The 24,116-nt window shown below is 66.1% G+C and carries 13 protein-coding genes and 2 pseudogenes; 11 read left to right on the top strand and 4 right to left on the bottom strand.

The window, feature by feature from the left end; all coding sequences use genetic code 11:
• Nucleotides 1–16 precede the first annotated feature (16 nt).
• A pseudogene (locus OJB03_RS15695) lies at nt 17–313 on the bottom strand (GAF domain-containing protein); the annotation flags it as partial.
• A gap of 1,254 nt (nt 314–1,567) precedes the next feature.
• Here OJB03_RS15695 and OJB03_RS01450 point away from each other — a divergent pair.
• From OJB03_RS01450 to OJB03_RS01415, 8 genes are all read left to right on the top strand, one after another.
• On the top strand, nt 1,568–3,832 hold the full coding sequence (locus OJB03_RS01450; RefSeq protein WP_263784608.1) for an IGHMBP2 family helicase: 2,265 nt from the start codon (nt 1,568–1,570) through the stop codon (nt 3,830–3,832).
• A gap of 649 nt (nt 3,833–4,481) precedes the next feature.
• Complete coding sequence (locus OJB03_RS01445; protein WP_263784606.1) at nt 4,482–5,006, top strand: GbsR/MarR family transcriptional regulator; 525 nt, start codon at nt 4,482–4,484, stop codon at nt 5,004–5,006.
• Between the two features lie 370 nt (nt 5,007–5,376).
• Nucleotides 5,377–8,196, top strand: coding sequence for a zinc-dependent metalloprotease (locus OJB03_RS01440; protein ID WP_263784605.1), 2,820 nt, complete (start codon nt 5,377–5,379; stop codon nt 8,194–8,196).
• Nucleotides 8,197–8,518: 322 nt separating this feature from the next.
• A complete protein-coding gene (locus OJB03_RS01435) occupies nt 8,519–9,910 on the top strand; it encodes a nicotinate phosphoribosyltransferase (protein ID WP_263784604.1) in 1,392 nt (463 codons plus the stop codon).
• 42 nt (nt 9,911–9,952) lie between these two features.
• Entirely contained in the window at nt 9,953–11,929 is a 1,977-nt protein-coding gene (locus tag OJB03_RS01430; protein WP_263784602.1) for a sensor histidine kinase, read from the top strand.
• Nucleotides 11,930–12,058: 129 nt separating this feature from the next.
• Entirely contained in the window at nt 12,059–13,042 is a 984-nt protein-coding gene (locus OJB03_RS01425; RefSeq protein WP_263784600.1) for a Gfo/Idh/MocA family protein, read from the top strand.
• A gap of 135 nt (nt 13,043–13,177) precedes the next feature.
• Entirely contained in the window at nt 13,178–13,864 is a 687-nt protein-coding gene (locus OJB03_RS01420) for a YiaD family glycine zipper/OmpA-like lipoprotein (RefSeq protein WP_263784598.1), read from the top strand.
• A 288-nt stretch (nt 13,865–14,152) separates the two neighbouring features.
• Nucleotides 14,153–17,005 carry a PAS domain S-box protein gene (locus tag OJB03_RS01415; RefSeq protein WP_263784596.1) on the top strand — a complete coding sequence of 951 codons (2,853 nt, stop codon included), beginning with the start codon at nt 14,153–14,155 and terminating at the stop codon, nt 17,003–17,005.
• On the opposite strand, the gene OJB03_RS01410 is transcribed toward OJB03_RS01415, so the two are convergent.
• The 3 genes and pseudogenes from OJB03_RS01410 to OJB03_RS15815 all read right to left on the bottom strand — a co-directional run.
• Entirely contained in the window at nt 17,002–17,415 is a 414-nt protein-coding gene (locus OJB03_RS01410) for a hypothetical protein (protein WP_263784594.1), read from the bottom strand. The genes OJB03_RS01415 and OJB03_RS01410 overlap by 4 nt on opposite strands.
• 279 nt (nt 17,416–17,694) lie before the next feature.
• A complete protein-coding gene (locus OJB03_RS15820; RefSeq protein WP_480919086.1) occupies nt 17,695–18,693 on the bottom strand; it encodes a PDZ domain-containing protein in 999 nt (332 codons plus the stop codon).
• 51 nt (nt 18,694–18,744) lie between these two features.
• Nucleotides 18,745–20,940, bottom strand: a pseudogene (locus OJB03_RS15815) (S41 family peptidase); the annotation flags it as partial.
• A gap of 156 nt (nt 20,941–21,096) precedes the next feature.
• On the opposite strand from OJB03_RS15815, the gene OJB03_RS01395 reads away from it, so the two are divergent.
• The 3 genes from OJB03_RS01395 to OJB03_RS01385 all read left to right on the top strand — a co-directional run bounded on the left by OJB03_RS01395 (nt 21,097) and on the right by OJB03_RS01385 (nt 24,115).
• Nucleotides 21,097–22,212 (top strand): ABC transporter permease, encoded by a 1,116-nt coding sequence (locus OJB03_RS01395; RefSeq protein ID WP_263784587.1) that lies wholly within the window; start codon nt 21,097–21,099, stop codon nt 22,210–22,212.
• Between the two features lie 139 nt (nt 22,213–22,351).
• The gene (locus OJB03_RS01390) at nt 22,352–23,047 is read left to right on the top strand and encodes an ABC transporter ATP-binding protein (protein WP_272507108.1); all 696 of its coding nucleotides are present in this window, start codon (nt 22,352–22,354) and stop codon (nt 23,045–23,047) included.
• 33 nt (nt 23,048–23,080) lie between these two features.
• Nucleotides 23,081–24,115, top strand: a complete 1,035-nt coding sequence (locus OJB03_RS01385) for an MlaD family protein (RefSeq protein ID WP_263784583.1) — start codon at nt 23,081–23,083, stop codon at nt 24,113–24,115.
• Nucleotide 24,116 lies beyond the last annotated feature (1 nt).

The raw sequence follows: 24,116 nt of genomic DNA, 5'->3' as shown, positions 1-24,116 counted from the left end.
CGGAGACGGGCCGTGGCGTTGAATCGACGATCGCACACACACCGATACACGTTCCTCCTGAGACGTGAACTGGCACTCCGGCGCAGAAGCCCATTTCCATCTCTTTGGCGTGCGAGCCCAGACCGTCATCTTCTGGTGTGCGTTCGACCACGAGAGGGGCGCCCTCCTCAACCACTCGGGGGCACCAGGACGCCAGGGCACGGCGTTCCGACGGTTCAAGGCCGACGTTTTTCTCGATCCACTGCTGGCTGCTGTTCAGGAAAACGACAAACGCCGCCTCCGCGTCGAACAGATCGGCGGCGATCCGGGTCATCCGGTCGAAGGCTTCTTCGAGCCGGCCCTCACGTACATCGTATCGGTGAAGGACCTCCAACTGCTCCTCCGCCCCATCCATCCTAAAAATAGGCGCCTCCACGCCTTGCTCTGAACTCGGGGATGAGGCATCGCTCATGCGTATTTACTTGAAATTAGGAAATAGGCGCCGATGCCCCTAACACATCGGTTCACTGAACGTTAATTTCACCCAAAAGCCGAAAGCCGAGGGATCGGCAACCTTTGTACGGAAGCGGGACGCACTTCCCGGTCGCAATCGAGCGAACCGATGTCCAGAGAGGAGTGGGGGGTCAGCAGACGGGCCTCGGCCTCTTCGTGGAGTCCTGGTTTTCCATCCGTGATTTTGTGAGTGCGAGGCCTCAGCACTGTGAAAGCCGGGGCGTTCGACGGTCTTTATTGGGGCAGATGCTGTGGCGCAAGTCTCGTGCCACAATTTAGTTCGTGTGAAGCCCCCCCCCCTCCACGCGGCAGAAAACGGCATGCCCAGGCTGACGGGGGGCGCACTTTCGACCTCCAGAAAGGGCGATATTTCCCTCGCCTTACTAAAAATACCCAGGCGACGGCGCGTCCAAGGAGAAATGCGGCGAACGGGCCGTCAAAAACTCATTGGAAGCCCCGTGCGGTGTCCCACTCAGGTCGTCGAAGAACAGAAAGGTGGTCTCCCCCTCGACCGTTGGGATCTGGGAAGGAAGGCATGATCCTTCCCGGGCGGTTGCCATCCCCCCCACGGGCACGCCAGGAGTAGGAGCACTCGTATCCCAGCGTGTTTCCGTGCGTGCGCTCACTGGTGTTGACCGGCGAGCGTGCCTTCACGCCCTGCTCCACGTTCTCGGAGCGCCCTCGGGCAGCCACTGGTCGGGGGGCAGTCGACGGCCACGGTGCGCCGGTCGTTGTGTACCGCGTGGCAGGCCCCCTGCCCGAAGCCGCCGAAGGAGTGCTCCGTGGCGAGGATGCCGTCGGTGCTGGCGATCGTCTCGTCGCGGAGCGTCCCGACCTGCGACAGGGTGGCGCAGTCAACGATATGAAAGAGGCGCTCGCTTCGGCCTGGCCGGCCGTGAGCCCGTACCCGTCGCCCCCTCCACACACGTGGGACATGATCCCTGCGCCTCGCCCTCTTTCTCTTCTGCAATCAGGGGGTCAGGATCTCGGTGCCGGCCAGGAGCCGCAACTCTCATTTTGAGGAGCGCGTACGGCCTCCCGCGTGGACTTTTGCCCTCTAAATACCGTCAGCCCCATGAGCGACGAGACGACGCTGCTCGTGTACTTCCGGCAGCCGTCTGATGAAAGCCCCGGCGACATTGTCGGCGCCTTCACGGACGAGGCGGACATGGCACCCGACGCCATCAGGGCCGTCGATATCGGCGACGGCACGGCGACGGTGGACGTGCCCACTGGCGTGGCCGACCGCATCGTGCAGGCACTCGACGGCGGCCGCATCGGCACCACGACCGTGTCGGTCGCCCCCTTCGACGAGGAGACCGCGGCGGCCTGTGAGTACGCCGACGCCCTCGCCGACCTCGTGGAGCGGGAGCGCGAGGAGGAGATGCGCCGCCACGAGGTGGAGATTCAGACCCTCTCGGGCCGGGAGCGCGAGGACCGGGGCCGCGCGCTGCTCCGCATGCGGGGCCGCGATGAGGGCGAGGCGCTCAGTGGTCACCACGTCAAACTCATGCGCGAGCAGAAGGGGCAGCCCCTCCCCGACCACGAGATCCGCGTGGGCGACCTCGTCATGGTCTCCAAGCAGGATCCCCTCCGCGACGACAACCCCACGGGCACGGTCACGCAGGTCACCAACTACTCCCTCACCGCGTCTTTCACCCCAGCGCCCGACGGATGGGTGCTCGGGGACGGCCTGCGCGTGGACCTCTACGTGGGCGACACCACCTACCAGCGCATGCAGGACGCGCTGGCCCGGCTTCCTACCGCCGACGGCTCCCTCGAGCGCCTCCGCGACGTGAGCACCGGCGCCGCCTCGCCCATCTCCACCGAGCCCGCCCCGATCGACGACTGGCACAATCCGGCCCTCAACAACGCTCAGCGACGGGCCGTCCGGAGGGCCCTGGCCACCGAGGACGTGCACCTCATTCACGGGCCGCCCGGGACCGGCAAAACCACCACCGCCATCGAGGTCCTGCGGCAGTGCGTGGACCGCGGCGAGTCGGTGCTCGCCACCGCCGCCTCCAACACGGCCGTCGACAACATCGTGGAGTTCCTAGTGGCCCAGGACACCGACCTGGTGCGCCTCGGCCATCCGGCCCGCGTGACGGAGACGCTTCACGCCCACACGCTCGACGCCCGAATCGAAGACCGCGAGCCGTACCGGCGGGCGCAGAGGAAGCGGGAGAAGGCCTTCGCCATGCTCGACCGACAGGAGGACCTGACGCCCCCCTCCGGCCGCTGGCGGCGGGGGATGTCCGACCGCAGGATCAAAGCGCTTGCCGAGGAGGGCCGCGGGTCGCGGGGGGTGCCGCCGGAGCGCATTGCGGAGATGGCCGACTGGCTGGAGCTGCAGGAGCGGGCCGACGCCTTGTTCGACGAAGCGGAGGCGCTGGAGCAGGCGGCCATCGACGAGGTTGTGGAGGCCGCCGACGTGGTGTGCAGCACCAACTCAACCGCCGGCAGCGACCTGCTGGGCGGCCACACGTTCGACACGCTCGTGGTCGACGAGGCGACGCAGGCCACGGCTCCCTCCTGCTGGATCCCGATGACGCATGCCGGCCGTGCCATCCTCGTGGGCGATCACAAGCAGCTGCCGCCCACCATCTTGAACCAGGAGGCCGCCCGGCGCGGACTCCGGCGCACTCTTTTCGAACGCCTCGCCCATCACCACGAGACAGGTCCGGAGGCCGCCGGCTCGATCCGGAGCCTGCTGCGCACGCAGTACCGGATGCACGAGACGATCATGGGCTTCTCCGACCAGACCTTCTACGACGGGCGGCTGGAGGCGGACGGCACGGTTCGTCACCATACGCTCGCCGACCTTGGGGCGGCCGGACGCACCCTCCCCGATGATAAGCGCCGCGATATTCTAGACCCGGGGGCGCCCCTCGTCTTCGTGGACACGAGCAGAATCGATGCCCCCGAGCACCAGCGCTCCGGCTCCCACTCCCGTGAGAACCCCCGCGAGGCCGCACTCATCACTCGACTGACGACCGCCCTGCTGGAGGCGGGCGTCGCCCCGTCCGCCATGGCCGTCATTTCTCCGTACGACGACCAGGTCGACCGCATCGATCGCACCCTCGCCCTGGACGGGCTCGAGGTGGACACGGTCGACGGCTTCCAGGGACGGGAAAAAGAGGTCGTCTTGATTTCACTCGTCCGCAGTAACGACCGCGGGGAGATCGGCTTTCTCGACGAGCCGCGCCGCTTCAACGTGGCCGTCACCCGCGCTCGCCGAAAGGCCGTCGTCGTGGGCGACGCCGGCACCGTAACGGCCGGCGACGTATTTGATATGTTCACTCGCTACGTCGAAGCGAGGGGACGTGCCGTCTGGCTCTAGTATTCTCGTCTCCTCTCAAGGCACACGGCCATGGGTACACTGGGGACAGCAGCGTGCGAGGCCGAACAGACGAGAGCCGGAATGTCGAAGGTCGCTCTTTTACGAGCGATGGGGGGTCGCTCAGGAGCTGACTACCGTGCACTCTACAGGCCCTATTGCATGAAACTTATCCCGTTTCCCCGACGCAGCTCGACGATTCCGCCGGGCGTATGGATCAAAAAGTTAAATTTTATTTAATACGTTCTCCTGGTACCCATGAAAGACGCTTAATACTAGTCTTTTTTTATCAATGGCACACCCTTTGTGAAAAGAAAAACTAACTCTTTCGGTCTGCCCCTGTCCGGCCGGACTGAAACAGCGGTTGGCACTGGACAGTCGTTTTGTCCAGCCAAGCACGAGGGGTCCGGGCGATTTGGCAGGGGGCGCAGCTGGAAACGGCGTGAGACTTCAGACTCTCTCGGCGCGGGGCGAATGCCTTGTGCATGCGTCGCATGACCGCTTGGACCTCGCCTCAGGGCCAATAGGAAGCATTGAGCTCCGAAAAAATTGTCAACTCGCAAACTATTCGGCTACTTTAACATCTAAATTAAGACCCCACCGGCCGCCAGCTTCTGAGCTGGCATTCTTCATCATCGTTCCCGTTAGAAAAATGAGCGAATCGACACCTCCCTCCCCCATCGAGCAAGAACTGATCGAAAAGTTCGGCAACATCTATGAGTCCTACGGCCTTCGGCGCCTGCAGGGACTAATCGTCGGCCTCCTGCTCACGAAGAGTGAGCCGGTGTCCCTCGACGACATGGTTGAGATTCTTGACCGCTCGAAGGGTCCCATTTCCATTTCCGTGCGACGACTCGACGACATGGATTACGTCCGCAAGGTGGAAGGACCGAACAACCGGCGGAACTACTACGAATCTCACCCTAATATCTTCTTTAACAATTTCAAGTTCAACATGCAGACGGTTCAGGAGAATCGCTCGCTCGCCGAGCGCTTCCTGACCCGGATCGATACCGAAGGTGACGAGACGGAAAAGACCAGACGAAGTCTCGAGCACATGGAGGCGTTCTACGATCTCATGGAGTCATTCCTCGAAGACTTCGCCGAACGCTGGTGGGAGGTCAAGCAGGAGCAGCTCGACGAAGAGTCTAACCAGGAAGCCGTGACCTCCCGGTAGCCTCTCCCCATCCTAGCACACTTTCCCCCGCTCCTCCCATTTGTGTGGAGCTCCGGGGACGCCGTGGGGGAAACAGGCACGTTCCGCCGTTCTGGACCATTGCGACCGGGCGACTGAAAACGTAGACCGAGGCCGGTTACGTTACCCCTGGCTCCCCCACACAGGTTGTCTTTCGATTGTGGAGGACCTCTTCCCTGAGGAGCGTTCTCTTCAGTCCCTGGCCGCACACCACTGAGGACCGGTCCCATGGGGACCGTGCGGGCCGCCGCACCCAAGCGGCTCGTCCGTTCCCCTGGCCACTGGTCCAGGCGGATCGTCACCGCTTTCCAGTGGACGCGGCCTCACTTGCCCCTTCTATGTTTTCACGTCTATGCGCAGTTCCCTTCTCCTTGTCCTCGGCGTCCTCTTTTTTGCCGCGTGCACGACCGTGAACGTTCGCCCAGGGGACACGGGCGAGACGGCCGACGAGCCGACCCCATCCTCGACCGAGGCTCCCTCGTCCACCGCTGATAACAAAGAGGAAGACCCAGGCGATAAAGAGGAGGATCCGTTTGACCCCTGGGACGAAACGCTCGAGGACACCCGAAAAATCGACGGGTTTCTTCCCCTGCACGAGAAGGACGACGGGACGCTCTACGCCGAGATTCCGTCGGAACGGATGGGCGACCCGTTTGGGCTGACCCTCCACATCAGCCAAGGCGTAGGGGTCTTCAACCTGCACGACGGGCTGCCCCTCAGCGACACGCGCCTGATGCAGTTCCGCCGTGTGAATCGCTCCGTGCACCTCGTCCACCGCAACGTTCGCTTCCGGGCGGACGCGGGGCCGATGCGCGCGTCCCTAGATGACAACACCGGGGACTCCGTGGTTGAGGCCTTCGACATCGTCAGCCGCAACGACTCAACCGGACACTTCCTGATTGAGGTGTCCGATTTTTTGGCGTCGGACTATCCTGAGATCGGCGACCGGCTCAGCCTGTACTTCGGCGGCGCCCCGGTCACCCTCCAGCGGGAGAAGAGCTACGTGAAACAGGCCCGGGGCTTCCCCGAGAACACGGAGATCGACGTATCGCTTACCTATCAGGGCTCGTCCGCCCCGCTGATCGGGGGCGAGGCCATCCCCGACTACCGGGCCGTGCCCGTGGGGGTGCGGTACTCGCTGTTCGAGCTCCCAGAGTCGAAAATGCAACGGCGCCTCGCCGACGACCGGGTGGGCTACTTCGTCGACGCGGTGAAGGACTTTTCGCGAGACCGGGCGTCCAGCCCCTACGTCCGCTACGTGCAGCGCTGGCGCCTGGCGCCCCGCGACACCGCGGCCTACAGGCGCGGCGAGCTTGTGGAGCCGGTCGAACCGATCGTGTACTACGTGGGCCGCACGGTGCCCGACCAATACCGCGAGTACGTGAGGCAGGGCATTGAGGCCTGGAACGAGGCTTACCGCGCCGCCGGATACAAGAACGCGGTTGAGGCCCGGATTGCCCCGAACGACTCCACGTGGAGCGCCGAAGACATTCGCTACTCGACGGTCCGGTGGACGGCGGCTCACCAGATGGGCTACGCCATCGGCCCGTCGCAGACGGATCCGCGGACGGGCGAGATTCTGAACGCCGATGTCCTCATCTCGTCCTCGTTCGTGCGCGGCTGGCAGGACAGCTACAGCCAGATCACCCCGGGCCCGAACGCGGACACAGAGACCACCGCCCACGGGCCGGTGTCGTCCCGTACTTCTCAGGCTCTCCGCAAGGTACTCTCCCCGGAACTGGCCCGGCGGGCCTGCTGGGCGGAGCGCGGCATGGCCCAGCAGGTTGGCCTGCAGCGCACCCTCCTCCTCGCCCGGGGCACCATCGCCCCCGGAGACACCATGCCGGAGGAGTACCTCGGCGCGGCCATCAAAGACCTCGTAATGCACGAGGTCGGCCATACGCTCGGCCTGCGGCACAACTTCAAGGCCTCCTCGGGCATCCCCAACGACGAGCTCCACGATGAGAGCTACACAGACGAGCACGGGGTGAGCCTCTCGGTGATGGACTACGCCCCGGTCAACGTTGCCCTCGACGAAGAGGAGCAGGGCCACTACTGGAATCCGAACGTGGGGCCCTATGACGAGTGGGCCATCAAGTACGGGTACATGCCCATCGCCGAGCAGTCCGACGACGGTGCCCTCACACGGAACGCCGCTCTCGCCGACACCGCGACCGCCGAGGCGGCGGGCCTCAACAAGATTGCCGCCACGTCGAGCGCCCCGACACACCGCTACGGCACCGACGAGGACAACTGGCTGGGCGGCTACGCCGTTGACCCGCTGACGAACGCCTGGGAGTTGGGCAGTGACCCGAAGGCCTTCGCCGAGACCCGCGCGGACCTCGTGCAAAAGGTGATGCCGAAGCTCGAGGACCGGCTCGTCGCGGAGGGCGAGCGCTACTACCCCCTCCGCCGAGCCACGACGGCCCTCCTCATGGAGCGGTACCGGTCGCTTCGCCCCGTTACGAAGACCGTGGGCGGCAGCTACGTGGCCCGCGACCACAAGGGAACGCCCGACGCCCGCCCCCCGCTTCGGCCCGTACCGGCAGAGGAGCAGCGCGAGGCGGTGCAGCTGCTCGTAGACGAGGCCTTCGCCCCCGACGCCTTCCAGTTCGACCCGGAGCAGCTCAACAAACTAGCCCCGAACCGGCGCTCGCACTGGGGCACCTCCCCGAGCCTCCCCCTCGACTACCCTGTCCACCGCCGCGTCCACACCATGCAGAGCAACCTGCTCCGCGAGCTGCTCCACCCGGCTCGCCTGCAGCGCATGATCGACGCCCAGGCCCGCACCCCGGACGGCGCGGGATATTCACCGGGCCCCCTCTTCCAAACGATGACCGACGCCATCTGGAGCGAGATCGACACGGCCGGCCCTCAGCCCGCCCCCATCAATTCATTCCGGCGGCCGCTGCAGCGCACCTACACCGACATGCTGATCGAGCTCATGATGGGGACCACCAGTTGGATCACCATCACGACGGCCGGCATCGACCAGATCGACGCCCCCGAGGACGTCCGCTCGGTGGCCCGGCTGGAACTGACCGAGCTGTCCACCCAGATCGACGCGGCCCTGGAAGCCTCCGATCTTGAGACGGAGACACAGGCCCACCTGTCCGAGACACAGGCCCGCATCGACCGGGCCCTGAACGCATCGTTGGACCTGAGCCCCTAGAACCAAACTACGGGGCGGTAACAGTACCGGACGGCCCGGTTCCCAGCGCCCCTTGCACGTCCGAGGAGAGCCGTCCATCGGCGAAGGTGTAGGAAAACAGGTCTCCCATCTTCCCAGCGTGCTTCTTCGTTCTTTCCGGCCGGAAAACCACCGGCCGGGGGACTCGTTAGGTGCGTGCAGTTGATCCTCCGGGCACTTCCACGAGCAGCGCACGGCGGCGGCTCCCCAACCACACGACCGCCGTCTCGTTGCCCTGTTCACCGCGTGCCGTGCGTTCCTGCGGGGCCGCCGCTCACCCGTCCCATCACTAGGCCCTCCGCTCATGCCGTTTGACGACCAGCTTCGCCCCGATACGTCCGCGCTGTATACGGACCTCTATCAGCTCACCATGCTGCAGGCCTACTGGCGGGAGGACATGGACGAGCCAGCGGTCTTCGACCTCTTCGTGCGCCGCCTGAAGGACCGCAACTACCTGGTGGCCTGTGGCCTCGAGCAAGCGCTGGAGTTTCTGGAGACGCTCTCGTTTTCGGAGGAGGCACTCGACTACCTCGCCACGCAGGACCCGTTCGAGCCCGCGTTCCTCGACTGGCTGGCCGACTTTGAGTTTACCGGCGACGTGTACGCCGTGCCCGAGGGCACACCAGTCTTCCCCGACGAGCCGCTGGTGGAGGTTGTGGCCCCGGTTGGGGAGGCCCAGCTCGCGGAGACGTTTCTCCTGAATCAGATTACGTTCCAGACGACAATTGCCTCAAAGGCGAGCCGGATCGTCGAGGCGGCCCAGGCCGGCGAGGCGGACCGGATCGTGGCCGACTTCGGCATGCGTCGGACGCACGGCACCGATGCGGCGGTGAAGGGCGCCCGTGCGGCATACGTCGCGGGGATCGACGCCACCTCCAACGTAGCCGCCGGCCAGGCCTACGACCTGCCGATCACCGGCACCATGGCCCACAGCTACGTCGAGGCGCACGACTCGGAGGTGGAGGCCCTCCGCGCCTTCTCGGCGCTCTACCCGGAGACAATTCTGCTGGTCGACACCTACGACACGCTCGACGGCGTGCGCAAGGTGATCGACCTGATGGACGAGACCGACGACGAGGTGCAGGTGCGCGGCATTCGGCTCGACTCGGGGGACCTTGCGGAGCTGGCTCACACCTCCCGCCGCCTGCTCGACGAGGCCGGGCTCACCGACGTCATGATCTTCGCCAGCGGGGGGCTCGACGAGTACACGATCGCAGACCTCCTCGACCGCGGTGCCCCGATCGACGGCTTCGGGGTGGGCACCAAGATGGGCACTGCCGCCGACCAGCCCGCCCTCGATACCGCCTACAAGCTGGCCGGGTACGCCGGAACCCCCCGCATGAAGCTCGCCCCCAATAAGTCGAACCTGCCGGGGCGGAAGCAGGTCGCCCGCCAGTACGAGGACGGCACGGCCGTGCAGGACGTCATTGCGACCGAGGACGAGCAAACGAACGGGACGCCGCTGCTGGAGCAGGTGATGGCCGACGGGACACGGACCGAGGCCGGCACCGCACGCCCTCTATCGGCGATCCGGGAGCACGCGGCGGCGCGGCTGGGCGAGCTGCCGTCCCGCCTCCGCTCTCCCGCCGCCCCCAAGAAGGAGGACTACGACGTCGTCCTCAGTGACGCCCTGGAGAAACGACTCGCGGACACCCGCAGCGCCCTGGCGGAAACGATGGCCGCCGAGGCCACGTAGCGGTGATCTTGCGCTCTCTGTCTCACTTCTGCCCGCGTCCCCATGGAGGCCTCCCCCTCGGACTTTCGACCCTCCGACCCGGAGGCCGCCCGCCTCCGCACGCTCGAGCAGTACGACGTGCTCGACGCCCCACCCACGGACGCGTTTGACCGCATCACGCGCCTGGCCGCCCGGCTGTTCGGGGTGTCCGTCGCCATGATTAACTTTATCGATCAGGAGAACCAGTGGTGTCTGTCCTCGCATGGCCTTACCCTGGATCGCACAGACCGGGAGGTTTCGTTTTGTGCTCGTACCATCCAGCAGACGGAGGTCATGGTGGTTCCCGACGCTCGCGAGGACGACCGGTTCGCCGAAATCCCCCTCGTCACGGGGCCGCCACACATTCGGTTTTACGCCGGCGCCCCCCTGACGGCCCCGAATGGATACCGCCTGGGCACCCTCTGCCTCATTGATGACACGCCCCGCACCTTCGCGGAGGAGGACCGGGAGACCCTCACGGACCTGGCCGGCGTGGTCATGGACGAGCTTACCCTCCGCCACTACGCGTCGGACCTGGACGCCTCACGCCGGGCCCACCAGGAGACGAGCGAGCAGCGGCGCCGCATCCTCGAAAGCATCACCGACGCCTTCGTCGCCCTCGACGAGAACTGGACCCTCACCTACGCCAACGCCCAGGCCGAAACGCTCCTCGAACGTCCCCGCGACGAACTTTTGGGGCGGTGCGTATGGGACGAGTTTCCCGAGGCCGTCGGGTCCACGTTTCAGAACAAGTACGAGACGGCCGTCGAGGAAGAGCGCACGGTCGAGTTTCTCGAGTACTACCCGCCCCTCGACCGCTGGCTGGAGGTGAAGGCGTTCCCGTTCGACGGCGGCCTCTCGGTATACTTCGACGACGTAACCGATCGGGTGGAGGCCCAGGCCGACCTTCGGCGCGAGCGCGACCTGACCGAGGCCATCCTGGACACGAGCGTGGCGGCCCTCGTCATCGTCGAGGCCGACGGACACATCTCCTTTGCCAACGACCGGGCCGGCGAGATTCTCGGCAGGTCGACCGAGGCCCTGCAGGGAACGCGCCACGCCGACACGGGCACCCTTGCCGACCTGGAGGAGAACGTACTCTCGGCGGAGGAGTGGCCGTTTCGCCGCATTCTGCGGGAGGGCACTCCAATCTCGGACGAGCGGTACGTATTTGAGCGGCCCGACGGCACCACCCGCTCTCTCTCCGTCAACGGGGCGCCCCTCTACGATCCGGATGGCACGATCCGGCAGGTTGTCTTCTCGATCGAGGACGTTACCGACCGGGTCCAGTACGAGCGCGAGCTGAAGGCCGCCAAGGACGAGGCCGAGCGGGCCAACGAACTCAAGGCCGCGTTCCTCGCCAACGTCACCCACGACCTGCGCACGCCCCTCTCCTCCATTATCGGCTCGGTGGAAATGCTGGCCCAGTCCGCCCCGGCGGAGTGTCAGGACAGCGTCGACCGCATCGAGCGCAGCAGCCGCCGCCTGCTGGAAACCATCAACTCGGTCCTCGACCTATCGAAGCTGGAGGCCGACGCCGTCACGCCGGAGCCAACCTCGGTCGACGTGTCCGACGAGGTGCTGGGCACCAGTGAGATGTTTCGGCCGCAGGCCCAGGACCAGGACGTTACGCTCACCACGGAGGTGGCAGGCGACACCCTACCGGCCGAGCTCGACCCGACGATGCTCCACCGCATCACCGACAACCTCGTGGGGAACGCCCTCAAGTTCACGGACCCCGGCGGGACGGTCGTGCTCCGTGCCCACGCCGACCCCGAGACGGTTACGATTGAGGTCGAGGACACCGGCCCCGGCATCGACGAAGATTTCCTGCCCTACCTGTTCGAGTCGTTCGCCCGGGGCGAAAGCACGGCTCAGCAGACGGGCAGTGGGCTCGGGCTTCCCATCGTGAAGCGCCTGACCGACCTCATGGACGGAACCATCGCGGTGGACAGCGAACAAGGAGTCGGCACGACGTTCACGGTCCAGCTTCCACGGTGAACGCCCCCGGCGTGAGCGGACAGCGAACCAGACGCGAGGAAGGTCTTTCCCTGGCGCCCCGGTGCCGGCTTCGAAGACAACGGGGCCCGATCGCCTCGATACTTCATCGTCCCCTCTTCTGCCAGAGACATGACCATCCGCTGGGGCATCCTGGGCACCGGAACCATCGCCCGTCTCGTTGCCGACGACCTCGGCCTTCTTCCCAACGCGGAGCTGGCCGCCGTGGGCTCTCGGGCGCAGGCCCGGGCCGACACGTTCGGAGACACATTCGACGTCCCGCATCGGCACGGATCCTACGAGGCCCTCGTGGCCGACCCGGACCTCGATGTGATTCACGTAGCCACCCCGCACTCCGCCCACCTCAAGCACGCCACCATGGCGCTAGAGGCCGGGCACGCCGTGCTCTGCGAAAAGCCGCTCGCCCTAAACGCCACGCAGGCCGAGCAGCTGATCGATACCGCCCGGCGGCACGACCAGTTTTTGATGGAGGCGATGTGGACCCGCTTCCTCCCTGTCATGGACGACGTCCACCGCCTCGTCCACGAAGAGCGTGCCCTTGGCGACGTGCGCCTGCTCCGGGCCGACATCGGCGTGACGCAGCCCTTCGACCCCGACCACCGTCTCTTCGACCCCGCCCTCGGCGGCGGGGCGCTCCTGGACCTTGGTGTGTACCCCGTCGCGTTTGCCTTCGATCTGTTCGGTGCGCCGGACGCCGTCACCTCCTCGGCCGTTCTCGCCGAAAGCGGCGTCGATGAGCAATGCGCCGCCGTCTTCCGCTACGACGACGGGCCGCAGGCGATATGGCAGGCTTCACTGAGGGCCGACGCCGGGCGGACTTGCATGCTTGCCGGCCCGGAGGGGCGCCTTCAGGGCACGCGGGCGTGGTGGAAGGGAGCACCGTTTGAGCTGACCCGGAGCGACGGCTCCACGACCTCCTGGGCCCGCCCGTACGAGGGAAACGGCTACCAGTTTGAGGCCGCCCACGTCATGACCTGCCTCCGCGAGGGGCGAACGGAGAGCCCCGTGATGCCCCTCGGCGAAAGCCACGCCCTCCTCCAGACGATGGATGCCCTCCGCGCGGAGTGGGGCGTCGCGTATCCCCAGGAGGCGTAAGGGACAGTCCGTCTGCGTCCCCGCAGCCGTCGGCAACGCTCAGCGGCAACTTCGAGTCCGGGCCGTCGTTTGTAGGCACCCATCATTCCGATTCTCTCTTCTTTCTGTCATCCCTTCTTTCCTTTCCGCACACCCATGTTGTCTGTTCGTCACTCCGCACCACTGGTTCTCCTCATCACGGCCCTCCTGCTGGGCGGATGCTCGTCACTGAGCAATACACAGAAAGGGGCCATCATCGGGACAGGCGCCGGGGCAGCCGGCGGGGCGGCCGTGGGCAAGGCCGCCGGGGGCACCGCTGAGGGGGCGATCATTGGCGCGGCCGTGGGCGGCGCGGCCGGGGCCATCATCGGCAACCGCATGGACACCAAGGCCGAGGAACTCGACGAGGAACTCGACAACGCCGACGTGGAGCGGGTCGGCGAGGGCATCAAGGTGACCTTCGACAGCGGCATTCTGTTTGACTTCGACTCCTCCACCCTCCGTGACGAGGCCCGTCAAAACCTTACAGAGTTCGCGGAAAGCATGGAAGAGTTTGAGGAGACTCGGATTCTCGTCGTGGGCCACACGGACGCGAAAGGCTCCGAAGGATACAACCAGAAGCTATCGGACCGGCGCGCAGAGTCGGCCACGAGCCATCTGGTGGACCGCGGCGTCGATCCGAGCCGCCTGACGTCCGTGGGGCGGGGCGAGACCGAGCCCGTCGCTTCCAACGACACGGAGGCAGGCCGTCAGCAAAACCGGCGCGTCGAGGTTGCCATCTACGCCAACGAGGAGTACCGAGAGCGCGCGCAGCAACAGGCGGAAGGCAGCGGCGGCCGGTAACAGTGGTTACTAGGCCCCGAGACCCTTGGCCCCAGCGCTAATTCATCTGCAGGCCCTTTCCATTGAACCACGAGGGGGTCTCCGGGATCAGGAGGGCACCACGGCACCCCCGTTCTCACCGACGCTCCCTCGCTTTTCTCGACGCCCTCGAGTTCTGAGCAGCCCGAGCCCCGCCGGTTGCTCGCCTACATGCGCAGACCCCGCATGGTTTTTGCATATCGATAGTGGTCACCATAGTGCCTGCATGCGATCTGCTTCGGTCGCCCTCCACGTCCCCTCCTGGTGGTTATGCACATTCCGCCCCCAGCCCTCGCGCTGCTTCGCCCTCTCGGCGGAGATCTATCCCCGGCGACCGAGACCACCGTTCAGCTCCATCGGCTGCTCTGCCTGCTGAGCACGGTCCTCGTGCTTGCACTCGGGGCGCTCTACGACGCCACCAGCCTTTCTGGGTCCATCAACCCGGCGGGAGCACGGCTCGGGGTGGCTGGACTATTCGTCGGTCTCTTCGGGGCCTCCTACGCGTCCGCCTGGGTTCGTCGTCGCTTTCCACAGTGCCTGCGGGGCGTATTGTACGTCTTCCTGGTCTGGTTCGCCGTCGTCGCCGGCCTGAACGGGTTTGCCGGGGACTACGACATGGGATTTTTACTGGTATACGCAATTCTTCCGGGCATGGTGGCGATCGGCAGCCGGGGAATAGGCCCTGTCCTCTGGTTTTTGGGACTCGGGATGCTATTGGGCGCCGTCAGTGCCGGACTCGGCCCCGCGTCGATGACCAAGACGGGCGCCGTGCTGGCGAGCCTCACCGCGGTGGCACTCGTGGAAGGCATCGCCATCCAGACCCACCTGTCCACCCAGAACCAGCTCCGCGGCTTTGCCCACAGCATTCCGGGCGTGGCTTTTCAGGGCTACACCCGTCCGGAGGATTCCCACGGGACCTACTTCGTCAGCGATCACGCTGAGTCTCTTCTGGGCCTCCCGGCCGACCCCGATGTCTTCCACGACCGCTTCATCGAGCAGATTCCTTCGTCTCACCGCGAGGGGTTTCGGGCCTCTCTCGCCGAAGCAGCCGCAACAAGAACCCCCTGGCAGCAGGAAGTGCCCTTCGATACGCCTTCGGGCGAGCGCCTCTGGCTCCTCTGTGCGGCGACCCCGGCGGGGCAGGGCGGAGGGGGGACGTTCAACGGCGTCATCCTAGACATCACCGAGCAAAAACGGGCTGAACGGGCCCTCCGGGACGAGCGTGACCGGTTCGAGACCCTTTTTGAGAGCCTTCCCACACCGGTGGTGCGCTGTACCATCGAGGAGGACGGCGCGCACATTGCCGACACGAACGGGGCCTTCGAGAAGGTCTTCGGGATCGACGCCGCCGCGGCGGAGGGACAGAAAGCCGCCGACCTGCTTCTCTCCGGCGAGGATGTGGCGGAGGCCGACACCCTGAACGGAATCCAGACCGACCGCTCCACCCTCGGGGCCAAGTCCCTGCGAACCGAAGTGCACCGGACGGTTGAGGAGGGGCCTCGCGACTTTCAATTGCAGGCCGCCGGGCGGGCCCCTGCGGATGGCCCACCGGAGCTCTACGCCATCTACACGGATATCACCGAGGAGAAGGAGTACGAGCGCGAACTCGAAAAGCTGACGACCCGCCTACAGCTCGCCCTAGAGGCCACCGACATGGGCTTTTGGGAATGGAACCTCGACGCCGACACCATCTTCTGGGACGAGGCCTGCGAGCAGCTCTTCGGCTACGAGCCGGGCACATTTCCCGGAACCTACGAGGCCTTCACCGACCAGGTACATCCGGCCGACCTGGAGGCAGTCGAGCAGCACGTACAACAGGCCCTCGAGACAGACGAACGCTACCAGGCGGACTTCCGGGTCCCGCAACGAGACGGCACCGAGCGCTGGATCCAGAGCCGCGGGACGGTGGAGTACGGCGCGGACGGAGCGCCGCAGCGAATGCGGGGCATTCACACCGACATCACCGACCGCAAGAGACGGGAGCAGGACCTCCGCCGCAAGGAGCGTCGGTACCAGGCCATCTTCGGGGACCCCAACATTCTGGCGGGCTTGCTCAACCCCGACGGGACCTTCCTCGCGGTCAATGACACCGCCATGGGGTACATTGAGGCGTCCCGGGACGAGGTGCTCGGGGAGCTATTCTGGGAAACACCGTGGTGGGCCGAGGACATGCAGCGCACCATCCGCCAAAAGATTGAGCGGGCCGCCGATGGGGAGTATGCCCAGTTCGAGGCCGAGCATACACATCCGGACGATGACATGCGGATGGTCACGGGCAACATTCGCCCCGTGACGGACCGGTCCGGTCGTGTCGTCTCACTGGTCGTCTCTGCCCGAGACGTTACTGAGCGGAAGAAGCGCGCGGAGGAATTGCGCGCGGCAAAAGAAGAAGCGGAGGATGCCAATCAAATGAAGTCCGCGTTCCTGGCCAACATGAGCCACGAGATTCGCACGCCCCTGACCTCCATCATTGGATTCGCCGAGGCGATCGGCAATGAGGTGGACGCGGACGCCGAGGGGCCCGTCCCCCACTTTGCGGGGCTCATCGAGAAAAGCGGACGGCACCTGCTTGACACCCTCAACGCAGTCCTGAACCTGTCGAAGCTGGAGGCCGGAGAAATGGCCCTTCGGCCAGAAGCCTTCGACCTGGCCGACCAGGTTGAGGAAATGGTCTCTCAGCTCCACCCCCAGGCCGAAGAGGCGTCCGTCAATCTTCACGCCGACACGAGCGCGGCCCCGGTTCGGGCCGACGAGGGCGGCACACAGGTCGCGCTGCGCAACCTGGTGTCGAACGCGATCAAGTACACCCCCGAGGGAGGACACGTGAAGGTGCGTGCGCGGACCTCCGACGACGCGGCCGTGCTAGAGGTTGAGGACACAGGCATTGGCATGAATCCCGATCAGGTACCTACGCTCTTCGAACCATTCCGGCAGGCGTCCGAGGGCACCAGCCGGGAGTACGAGGGGACCGGCCTGGGCCTATCGGTGACGAAACGGATTGTCGACCAGATGAACGGCGACATTGCTGTGGATACGGCCGTGGGCGAGGGCACCTGCTTCACCATCCGTCTCCCGAACCTGGGTGCCCCCCCCGCCCCACGGGAGGCCGACGTCGCCAACTAGTCTTCCTCCCTGCAGAGGTGCCAGCGCCCAAGTCGCCGCTCCAATTCTTCCATTACGAACGCCGAAAACCGCTGTCCCAGACGGGGGCACAGCGGAAGAGGCGTGTCTGCTCCCTCGGGGCGGCTATAGGTGAGTTGGGACGACGCGCCCTCTTCGATCGTGCAAAACACGTCGTACACGTTGCCACCGACGTGCTCCACTGTGACTCGGAGACGCAGCTCGAACCGGTCCTCGCAGTGCACCCGCACCTTCATTGGCGGCCCCGCATCGACGCGGGTTACCCTGACGTCCATATCGTAAAGGTCGGCACACCGCCGGGACAGGGCCGACGTAAGGCTACGGTAGGTTGCGTCGGCGATCTGGGTCACGGGCGCGGCCTTGTCTGCAAGACGCGAGTGGGCATCGGGCATGGCTCGGCGGGGTCTCGTGGCACGTAGGCATGGTCGGAGGCCAGGCACCCGGATGGGCCCTTCCCCTCCGATGCATCACGTGTATCCTACAGGGTCCGCTTTCGGTCGAACGAGGGAATCACGCCCAGAAGGCCCCGTGGAATACATTTCCTTTACAATTGTGTACTTTGTATAAATCAGATTCCGCGCCAATGATCCCGGGGACGTCCTCATTTCGTCTTTCGTGGGTCCACCGACGGCGCCACGGGGCCTCCACCGGATGTCCCACTCGGTCTCTCCCTACCGCTGCCCACGCGGAGCCGGTGTGGGCGGGGCTGGCTCGGGCCGAACCGGCTCTCCGGCGGGCAGGCGATCCAGGGCGGCCTCCACGGCCCGGTCGAGTTGCGGATCGGCCCCGTTGATGACCGCGCGGGGCTGCTGGACGACCTGGATGTCGGGCGTCACGCCCTCATTTTCCACGGCCCACTCGCCGTTCCGGTCGTAAAAACCGCCGCGGGGTACAGTGAGATAGCCGCCGTCGATGAGCGGCGGCGTGTCCCAGATGCCCACGAGGCCGCCCCACGTGGTGCGTCCCACGGTGGGACCCAGGTCCTCTCGCTTGAACATGTAGGGCAGGAGGTCGCCCCCGGAGCCGGCCGCCTCGTTCGTCACCATGACCTTGGGGCCCCAGATGCCGGCGCCGGGCGTGGTGAACGCGTCCCGGTCGCCGATGGGGTTGTTAAAGAAGCCGTGCAGGTCGCGCGCCATCACGTCGATCATGTAGTCGGCCGCCGAGCCGCCGCCGTTGAACCGCTCGTCGATGACGATGCCGTCGCGGTCCTGCTGCGAAAAGTAGTAGCGGTTGAAGTTCTCGTAGCCGGCCTGAGAGGTACTGGGCACCCACACGTACCCCAGCCTCCCGTCGGACGCCTCCTCCACGCGGCGGCGGTTCTCCTCCACCCACGCCTGCGTGCGGAGTCCCCCCTCGTTGCCCACCGGCACCACGGTCGCCTCGCGGGCCCCCTCGCGGGCCGGCTCATCGTTCACGAGGAGCGTCACCTGCCGGCCCACCTGCCCTTCGAAGAGGCGATACGGATTCATGTCGGCCGTCAGGTCGGTGCCGTTCACGGCAATCAGGTAGTCGCCCTTCTCCACGTCGAGGCCCGGCGCGCGAAGCGGGGCGCGGAGGGTCGGATTCCAGCTTTCGCCGTCGTAGATGCGGGCGATGCGGTAGCGTCCCTGGTCCGCCTCCAGATCGGCGCCCAGAAGCCCCGTGCCCGGCCCGTCAATCTCGGGCATGTCGCCGCCGCCCACGTAGGTGTGGCCGAGCGACAGCTCCCCGATCATGTTGGCAATCAGGTAGTTGAGGTCGGACCGGTGGTGGACGTCCTCCAGCCAGGGCTCATACAGGCCCCGCACCTCGTTCCAGTCGAGCCCGTGGTAGTTATCCACGTAGAGGTAGTCGCGGTAGAGGCGCCAGGCTTCATTGAAGAGCTGCGCCCACTCGGCCGTCGGGTCGACCGTCATCTCCAGCCCGGATACGTCGATCGAGCCGTCTCCGACGGACGGATTGCCGGCCGTCCCGACGATGCCCCACTGCCCGCGGGCCTGGTACAGGGCCTTCTGCCCGTCGTGGGACACGGCAAACTGCGTAACGCCGCCCAGGTACGGCTGCGCCTCGTCCGCGTCGAGTTGGTACTGATGAATCTGTAGGCCCGGTGAGTCGTCCCCCGTTTCGCCAAAGAACAAGGTGCCCTCCGTGGCAGCGTGGAGGCCACTGTACGTGCTCACCGGTACGTCGAGGGACAGGATACGCTGGTCGAGTCCGGCCGTATCAATCTGTACGTCCACCTCCTCATCGCCGCCCGCTTCCGAGGCCTCGCCGTCGTCGCTGCTGTCAACGGGCTCCTCGTCGCTCTCCGGGAGAAGGGGCGACGGCGTGTCGTCGTCGAGCACCGCGAGGTACAGGCCGCGCTCCGCCTCCCGCTCGTACGAGCTCATGTCGAGCCAGCCGGTGTTGAGGCCGTAGTCGGTGCTGGCCGCGAAGTAGAGGTAATCCCCGCTCTTGTCCCAGGCCGGATGCACCGCGTCGGCCATGCCGTTGGTGAGGGCGATGCTCTCATCGTCCTCCAACGAGTAGGCGTGGATGGTGCGGAACTGGTTGTGCATGCGCTTCGCGTAGGCGATCCAGTCGCCGTCGGGCGACCACTCCGGATTCAGCGAGCGCTGCGGATGGGCGTAGAGGTCGTAGTCGACCTTCGTCAGCTCCTCGCTCTCCACCTCCAGCACCCAAAGATTGCGGTCGGCGTCCGTAAAGAGCAGGTGCGACCCGTCCGGTGACCACTGCGGGCGGTAGTAGAACGACGGCGGAAGGTCGATCGCCCGCGGGGCCTCCTGCCCGTCCTGAGGGCCGATCATGAGTTGATACTCACCGCTCCGGTCCGAGAACCAGGCCACCTGTCCCCCGTCCGGCGACCAGGCGGGAAAGCGGTCCGCCTGGGCCGGCGTCCCCGACAGGTTGAGCCAGCCTCCCTCCTCCGCGGGCACCGTAAAGATCTCGCCCCGGGCCCCAAACACAGCCCGCACGCCGGTGGGGGATAGATTGGCGGTCATGATGTCGCCGCCCACCGCTTTCCACTGCGTCTGCGTCCACGGATAGTCGCCCTGGACCGTGATGTCGAGCGGCGTCGACGCTCCCGTATCGGGGTCGAGCCGGTGGAGACGCCCACCCTGCTCGTAGACGACCGTGCTCTCGGTAGCGCCCATCGTCTTTACATCGAAGTCGGTGTGGGCGGTGAGTGCCCGCACCGTGTCCCCCTCCACGTCGTAGGCGTGGACGTTGCGGACCCTGTCCGTGCGGTCCGAGACGAAGTAGATGGTGTCTCCGACCCAGAGGGGCCGCGTGTCGATGCCGCCCTCGAAGGGAATGTTCGTCGTGCCGTAGTCCTCGAGGTCGATGATCCAAAGCGGATGCGTCTGGCCGCCCCGGTAGCCGCGCCAGTGGTTTTGCCACCGCTCGATGGGCTGGTAGACCATCCGCTCGCCCTCGGGCCCATAGCGCCCGACGTCGGCGCGGGGGATGGCGAGCGGGGACGGCTTGCCGCCCGCCGTGGAAACCGTCCAGAAGCGGCTGTAGGAGGCCGGGGCGCTGTCGCGCCCCGACGCAAAGAGGACCCGGTCCCCATTCGGCGCCTACCCCTGCACCTCGTCGGTGCCGGGGTGCCAGGTGAGGCGCTCCGGCGTGCCCCCATCTACCGGTACCACGTAAACATCCATCTGCCCGTTGTATTCTCCGGAAAACGCCACGTGTGCCCCGTCCGGCGAGAGGCGCGGGTGCGAGGCGACGCCGGGGAAGCTGGTGAGCCGCTCGGCGTCGCCGCCGTCGTGCCCCACGCGCCACAACTCCCCCGCATGGGCGAACACGATGTGGCTCTGGCTCACGGTGGGCTGGCGGAGGAGCTGTGTGGCGTCCTGGGCCGCCGCGGGGCGCCCCAGAGCCGCCGCGAGGAGAACGAGGAGACAGGAGCGAAGGGCGGAGCGCAGCATGAAACAGTCCGTGTGGTGTGAAGTGGGCATGGAGGGTGCGATATTATAAGGTGGCGCGGCAACGGCCAGAATGCAAGGAGGTTGCCTTCATGCCTCGCGCCTAGCATCTTAAGAATGTTCGGCGCTTTTGCCCTCTCGTGAACCGGATCTGCCGCGATGCAGGTCGAGACGCACCATACCGACGACACGCTGGTCCTCGCGCCCATGGGCGACTGGACCCTCGACCGGTCCCTGCCCGACGTGCAGGCCGTCATGGTGAACGCGGCCCCGTCGAGTCCGGTGACGACGGTCGCGTTCGACACCTCCGGGGTGGGCGACTGGGACAGCAGCCTCGTTGCCTTTCTCTTCGAGGCCGCCGAGTACGGCCGGGCCCACGACCTGGACGTCCGGACCGACACGCTCCCCACCGCCCTTGAACGGCTCGTTTCCCTCTCGCAGGCCGTGCCGGAGGAGGACACGACGCCGGAGGCGGAGGACTCGTCTCTGCTCGCTCGCCTCGGCCACCGGGGGCTGGACCTGTACGACGAGGCGCACGCGCTCGTCACCTTCCTTGGACGGGCCGTCCGCAGTGTGGGCGCCGTCCTCACGGGGCGTGGGCGGATGCGCTGGCGCACGTTCGGCGTGGCCCTGCAGGAGAGCACAGCGTCGGCCCTGCCCATCGTCACGGTCATCAGCCTCCTCGTGGGCCTTATCATCGCGTTTCTGGGGGCCGTGGTGCTCCAGCGGTTCGGGGCGGACTACTTCGTCTCCTACCTCGTCAGCTACGGCATGCTGCGGGAGTTGGGCGCCCTCATGACCGCCATCATCATGACGGGGCGCACTGGGGCCGCGTTCGCCGCCGAGCTCGGGAGCATGCAGGTGAACGAGGAGATCGACGCGCTGGAAACGTTCGGCATTTCGCCGATCGACTTTCTGGTGACCCCCCGCATCCTAGCGGTGGTGCTGGCCCTGCCGATGCTCACCCTCTACGCCGACGCGCTGGGCATCGTCGGTGGCATGGGCGTGGCCGTCACCATGCTGGACCTCAGCACCACGCAGTTCCTTACGGGCCTCTTGGAGCCGGTCGTGCTGTCCGACGCCCTCGTGGGCCTCTTCAAGGCCGTCGTGTACGGCGGCATCATTGGCCTCGCCGGGTGCATGCGGGGGCTACAGACCGGCGACGACGCCTCGGCGGTGGGACAGGCCACGACGTCCGCCGTCGTCACCGGCATCCTCCTCATCGTCTTCGCCAACGCCGTCATCGACTGGGCCGCCGCCGTTCTCCAGATCTGACGCGCGTGGGCGGCGGGGCCCGTCCTCCCGCTCTCGCTCCTTCCGGCTTTCTGCTCGCATCCGTTGCTTCGCCGTGTCTTTCTCTCCCCCCGCCATTTCGGCCGAGGACCTCGTGCTTGCCTTCGGGTCCTTCGTGGTGATGAAGGACCTCACGTTCGAGGTGGAGTCGGGCGAGGTTTTTGCCATCATGGGCGGGAGCGGGTCGGGCAAAAGCACCCTGATCAAGCACCTGTTCGGCCAGATGCGCCCGTCGGCGGGCACGATTCGGATTGGGGGGCGTGACCTGTGGGACATGAGCGGGGACGAACGCGCGGCGATGCTCCGCGAGGTGGGCATTCTCTACCAGGCAGACGCGCTCTGGAGCACCATGACGCTCGCCGAGAACGTGGCGCTCCCTCTCGAGGAGCACACGACCCTCACGGCCCCGGACATCGACCGGATCGTGTCGCTCAAGCTCGCCCTCGTGGGCCTGCGGGGCTTCGAAGACTTCCGTCCCCACGAAATCAGCGGGGGCATGCGGAAGCGGGCCGCCCTCGCCCGGGCCATCGCCCTCGATCCCGACCTGTTGTTCTTCGACGAGCCGACCTCCGGCCTCGACCCGATCAGTGCTCGGCGCCTCGACGACCTCATCCTGCAGCTCCGCGACAGCCTCGACACGACCGTCGTGGTGGTGAGCCACGACCTCGAGAGCATTTTTACCATCGCCGACCGCGCGCTCTACCTCGACATCGAAACCAAGACCATGACGGCCCTGGGGCCTCCTGAGGCCCTGCGAAGCAACCCACCCAACGAGCGCGTGTACCAGTTCTTGACTCGGTCCCTCAACAACGAATAGTGCCGGGCCCTCGCCCGCTCGACGACCCGTTCTATGAGCCAACGTGTCAGCCCGACCCTTATCGGCCTCTTCGTCGTCGGCGCCCTCGTGCTGGCCGTCGCGGGGGTGGGGGCCTTCGGCTCCGGGCAGTTCTTCGAGCGACGGACGACGTTCATCAGCTACTTCGACGAGTCGGTCAACGGGCTCGACGTGGGCGCCCCGGTCAAGTTCAAGGGCGTGCCCATCGGCGAGGTGACGGATATCAACCTGCGCGTTGATCTCGAAAACGAGACGTTTCAGGTGCCGGTACAGTACGCGATCAACCTCGATCCTGTGACCGATACCACCGGAACGCGCCTCGACCTGGACGACCCGGCCCTGCTCCGCGACCAGATCGAGGATGGACTGCGGGCCCAGCTGCAGCTCGAAAGCATCGTCACCGGCAAGCTGTACGTCGAGCTCACGTACATCTCCACCCCGGATTCGGCCGTCTACGCCCAGGGCCCGCCCTCCCGCCTCTCCATTCCGACCGAGCTCTCCCCCCTGGCCAAGCTCGGCGAGGGCGCGTCCGGGCTGGTGACGAACCTGCGCCAGTTCGACGTGACGCAGATCAACGAGAACCTCGTCACGTTCCTCGTCAACGCCAACGACAAGCTGGAGGCCCTCGACGCCGAGGCGATCAACCGCTCGGCCCTCGCCACCATCGAGTCGGTGCGGGAGGTCGTGGAGTCCGAGGAGGTGCGCACCACGCTGCAGGACATGCCGAAGGCCACCGAGCGGCTCCGGACCACCATCAAGGACGCGCAGACCCTGATTCAGCGGCTCGATCAGGGCGTGGAGCCGACGGCCGACGAGCTCGAAAAGACGAGCAGGCAGCTCCGCACGACCCTGAAGCGCATGCGCCGCACGATGGACGAAGTGGATCAGACCCTCTCCACCGATTCCGGCGTCGGCTACCAGATGAACGAGGCCCTCTCGAATCTCTCGGAGGCGACGGAGGCCCTGCGGGTGCTCGTGCAGTCCCTGGAGCGCAACCCCAGCATGTTCCTCCGCGGCCGCGAAGAGCCCCCTCCTTCAAACCAGCAGTAGT

The organism is Salinibacter grassmerensis, from assembly GCF_947077765.1.
Lineage (GTDB): Bacteria > Bacteroidota > Rhodothermia > Rhodothermales > Salinibacteraceae > Salinibacter > Salinibacter grassmerensis.
Note: the sequence above shows the minus strand (reverse complement) of the source record. Positions and strands in the feature narration are given on the sequence as shown.

What these genes read in the sequence shown, in the direction of transcription:
- OJB03_RS01450 (WP_263784608.1), top strand. Translation starts at nt 1,568, where the DNA reads ATGAGCGACGAGACGACGCTGCTCGTGTACTTCCGGCAGCCGTCTGAT.
- OJB03_RS01445 (WP_263784606.1), top strand. Translation starts at nt 4,482, where the DNA reads ATGAGCGAATCGACACCTCCCTCCCCCATCGAGCAAGAACTGATCGAA.
- OJB03_RS01440 (WP_263784605.1), top strand. Translation starts at nt 5,377, where the DNA reads ATGCGCAGTTCCCTTCTCCTTGTCCTCGGCGTCCTCTTTTTTGCCGCG.
- OJB03_RS01435 (WP_263784604.1), top strand. Translation starts at nt 8,519, where the DNA reads ATGCCGTTTGACGACCAGCTTCGCCCCGATACGTCCGCGCTGTATACG.
- OJB03_RS01430 (WP_263784602.1), top strand. Translation starts at nt 9,953, where the DNA reads ATGGAGGCCTCCCCCTCGGACTTTCGACCCTCCGACCCGGAGGCCGCC.
- OJB03_RS01425 (WP_263784600.1), top strand. Translation starts at nt 12,059, where the DNA reads ATGACCATCCGCTGGGGCATCCTGGGCACCGGAACCATCGCCCGTCTC.
- OJB03_RS01420 (WP_263784598.1), top strand. Translation starts at nt 13,178, where the DNA reads ATGTTGTCTGTTCGTCACTCCGCACCACTGGTTCTCCTCATCACGGCC.
- OJB03_RS01415 (WP_263784596.1), top strand. Translation starts at nt 14,153, where the DNA reads ATGCACATTCCGCCCCCAGCCCTCGCGCTGCTTCGCCCTCTCGGCGGA.
- OJB03_RS01410 (WP_263784594.1), bottom strand. Translation starts at nt 17,415, where the DNA reads ATGCCCGATGCCCACTCGCGTCTTGCAGACAAGGCCGCGCCCGTGACC.
- OJB03_RS15820 (WP_480919086.1), bottom strand. Translation starts at nt 18,693, where the DNA reads ATGCCCGAGATTGACGGGCCGGGCACGGGGCTTCTGGGCGCCGATCTG.
- OJB03_RS01395 (WP_263784587.1), top strand. Translation starts at nt 21,097, where the DNA reads ATGCAGGTCGAGACGCACCATACCGACGACACGCTGGTCCTCGCGCCC.
- OJB03_RS01390 (WP_272507108.1), top strand. Translation starts at nt 22,352, where the DNA reads ATGAAGGACCTCACGTTCGAGGTGGAGTCGGGCGAGGTTTTTGCCATC.
- OJB03_RS01385 (WP_263784583.1), top strand. Translation starts at nt 23,081, where the DNA reads ATGAGCCAACGTGTCAGCCCGACCCTTATCGGCCTCTTCGTCGTCGGC.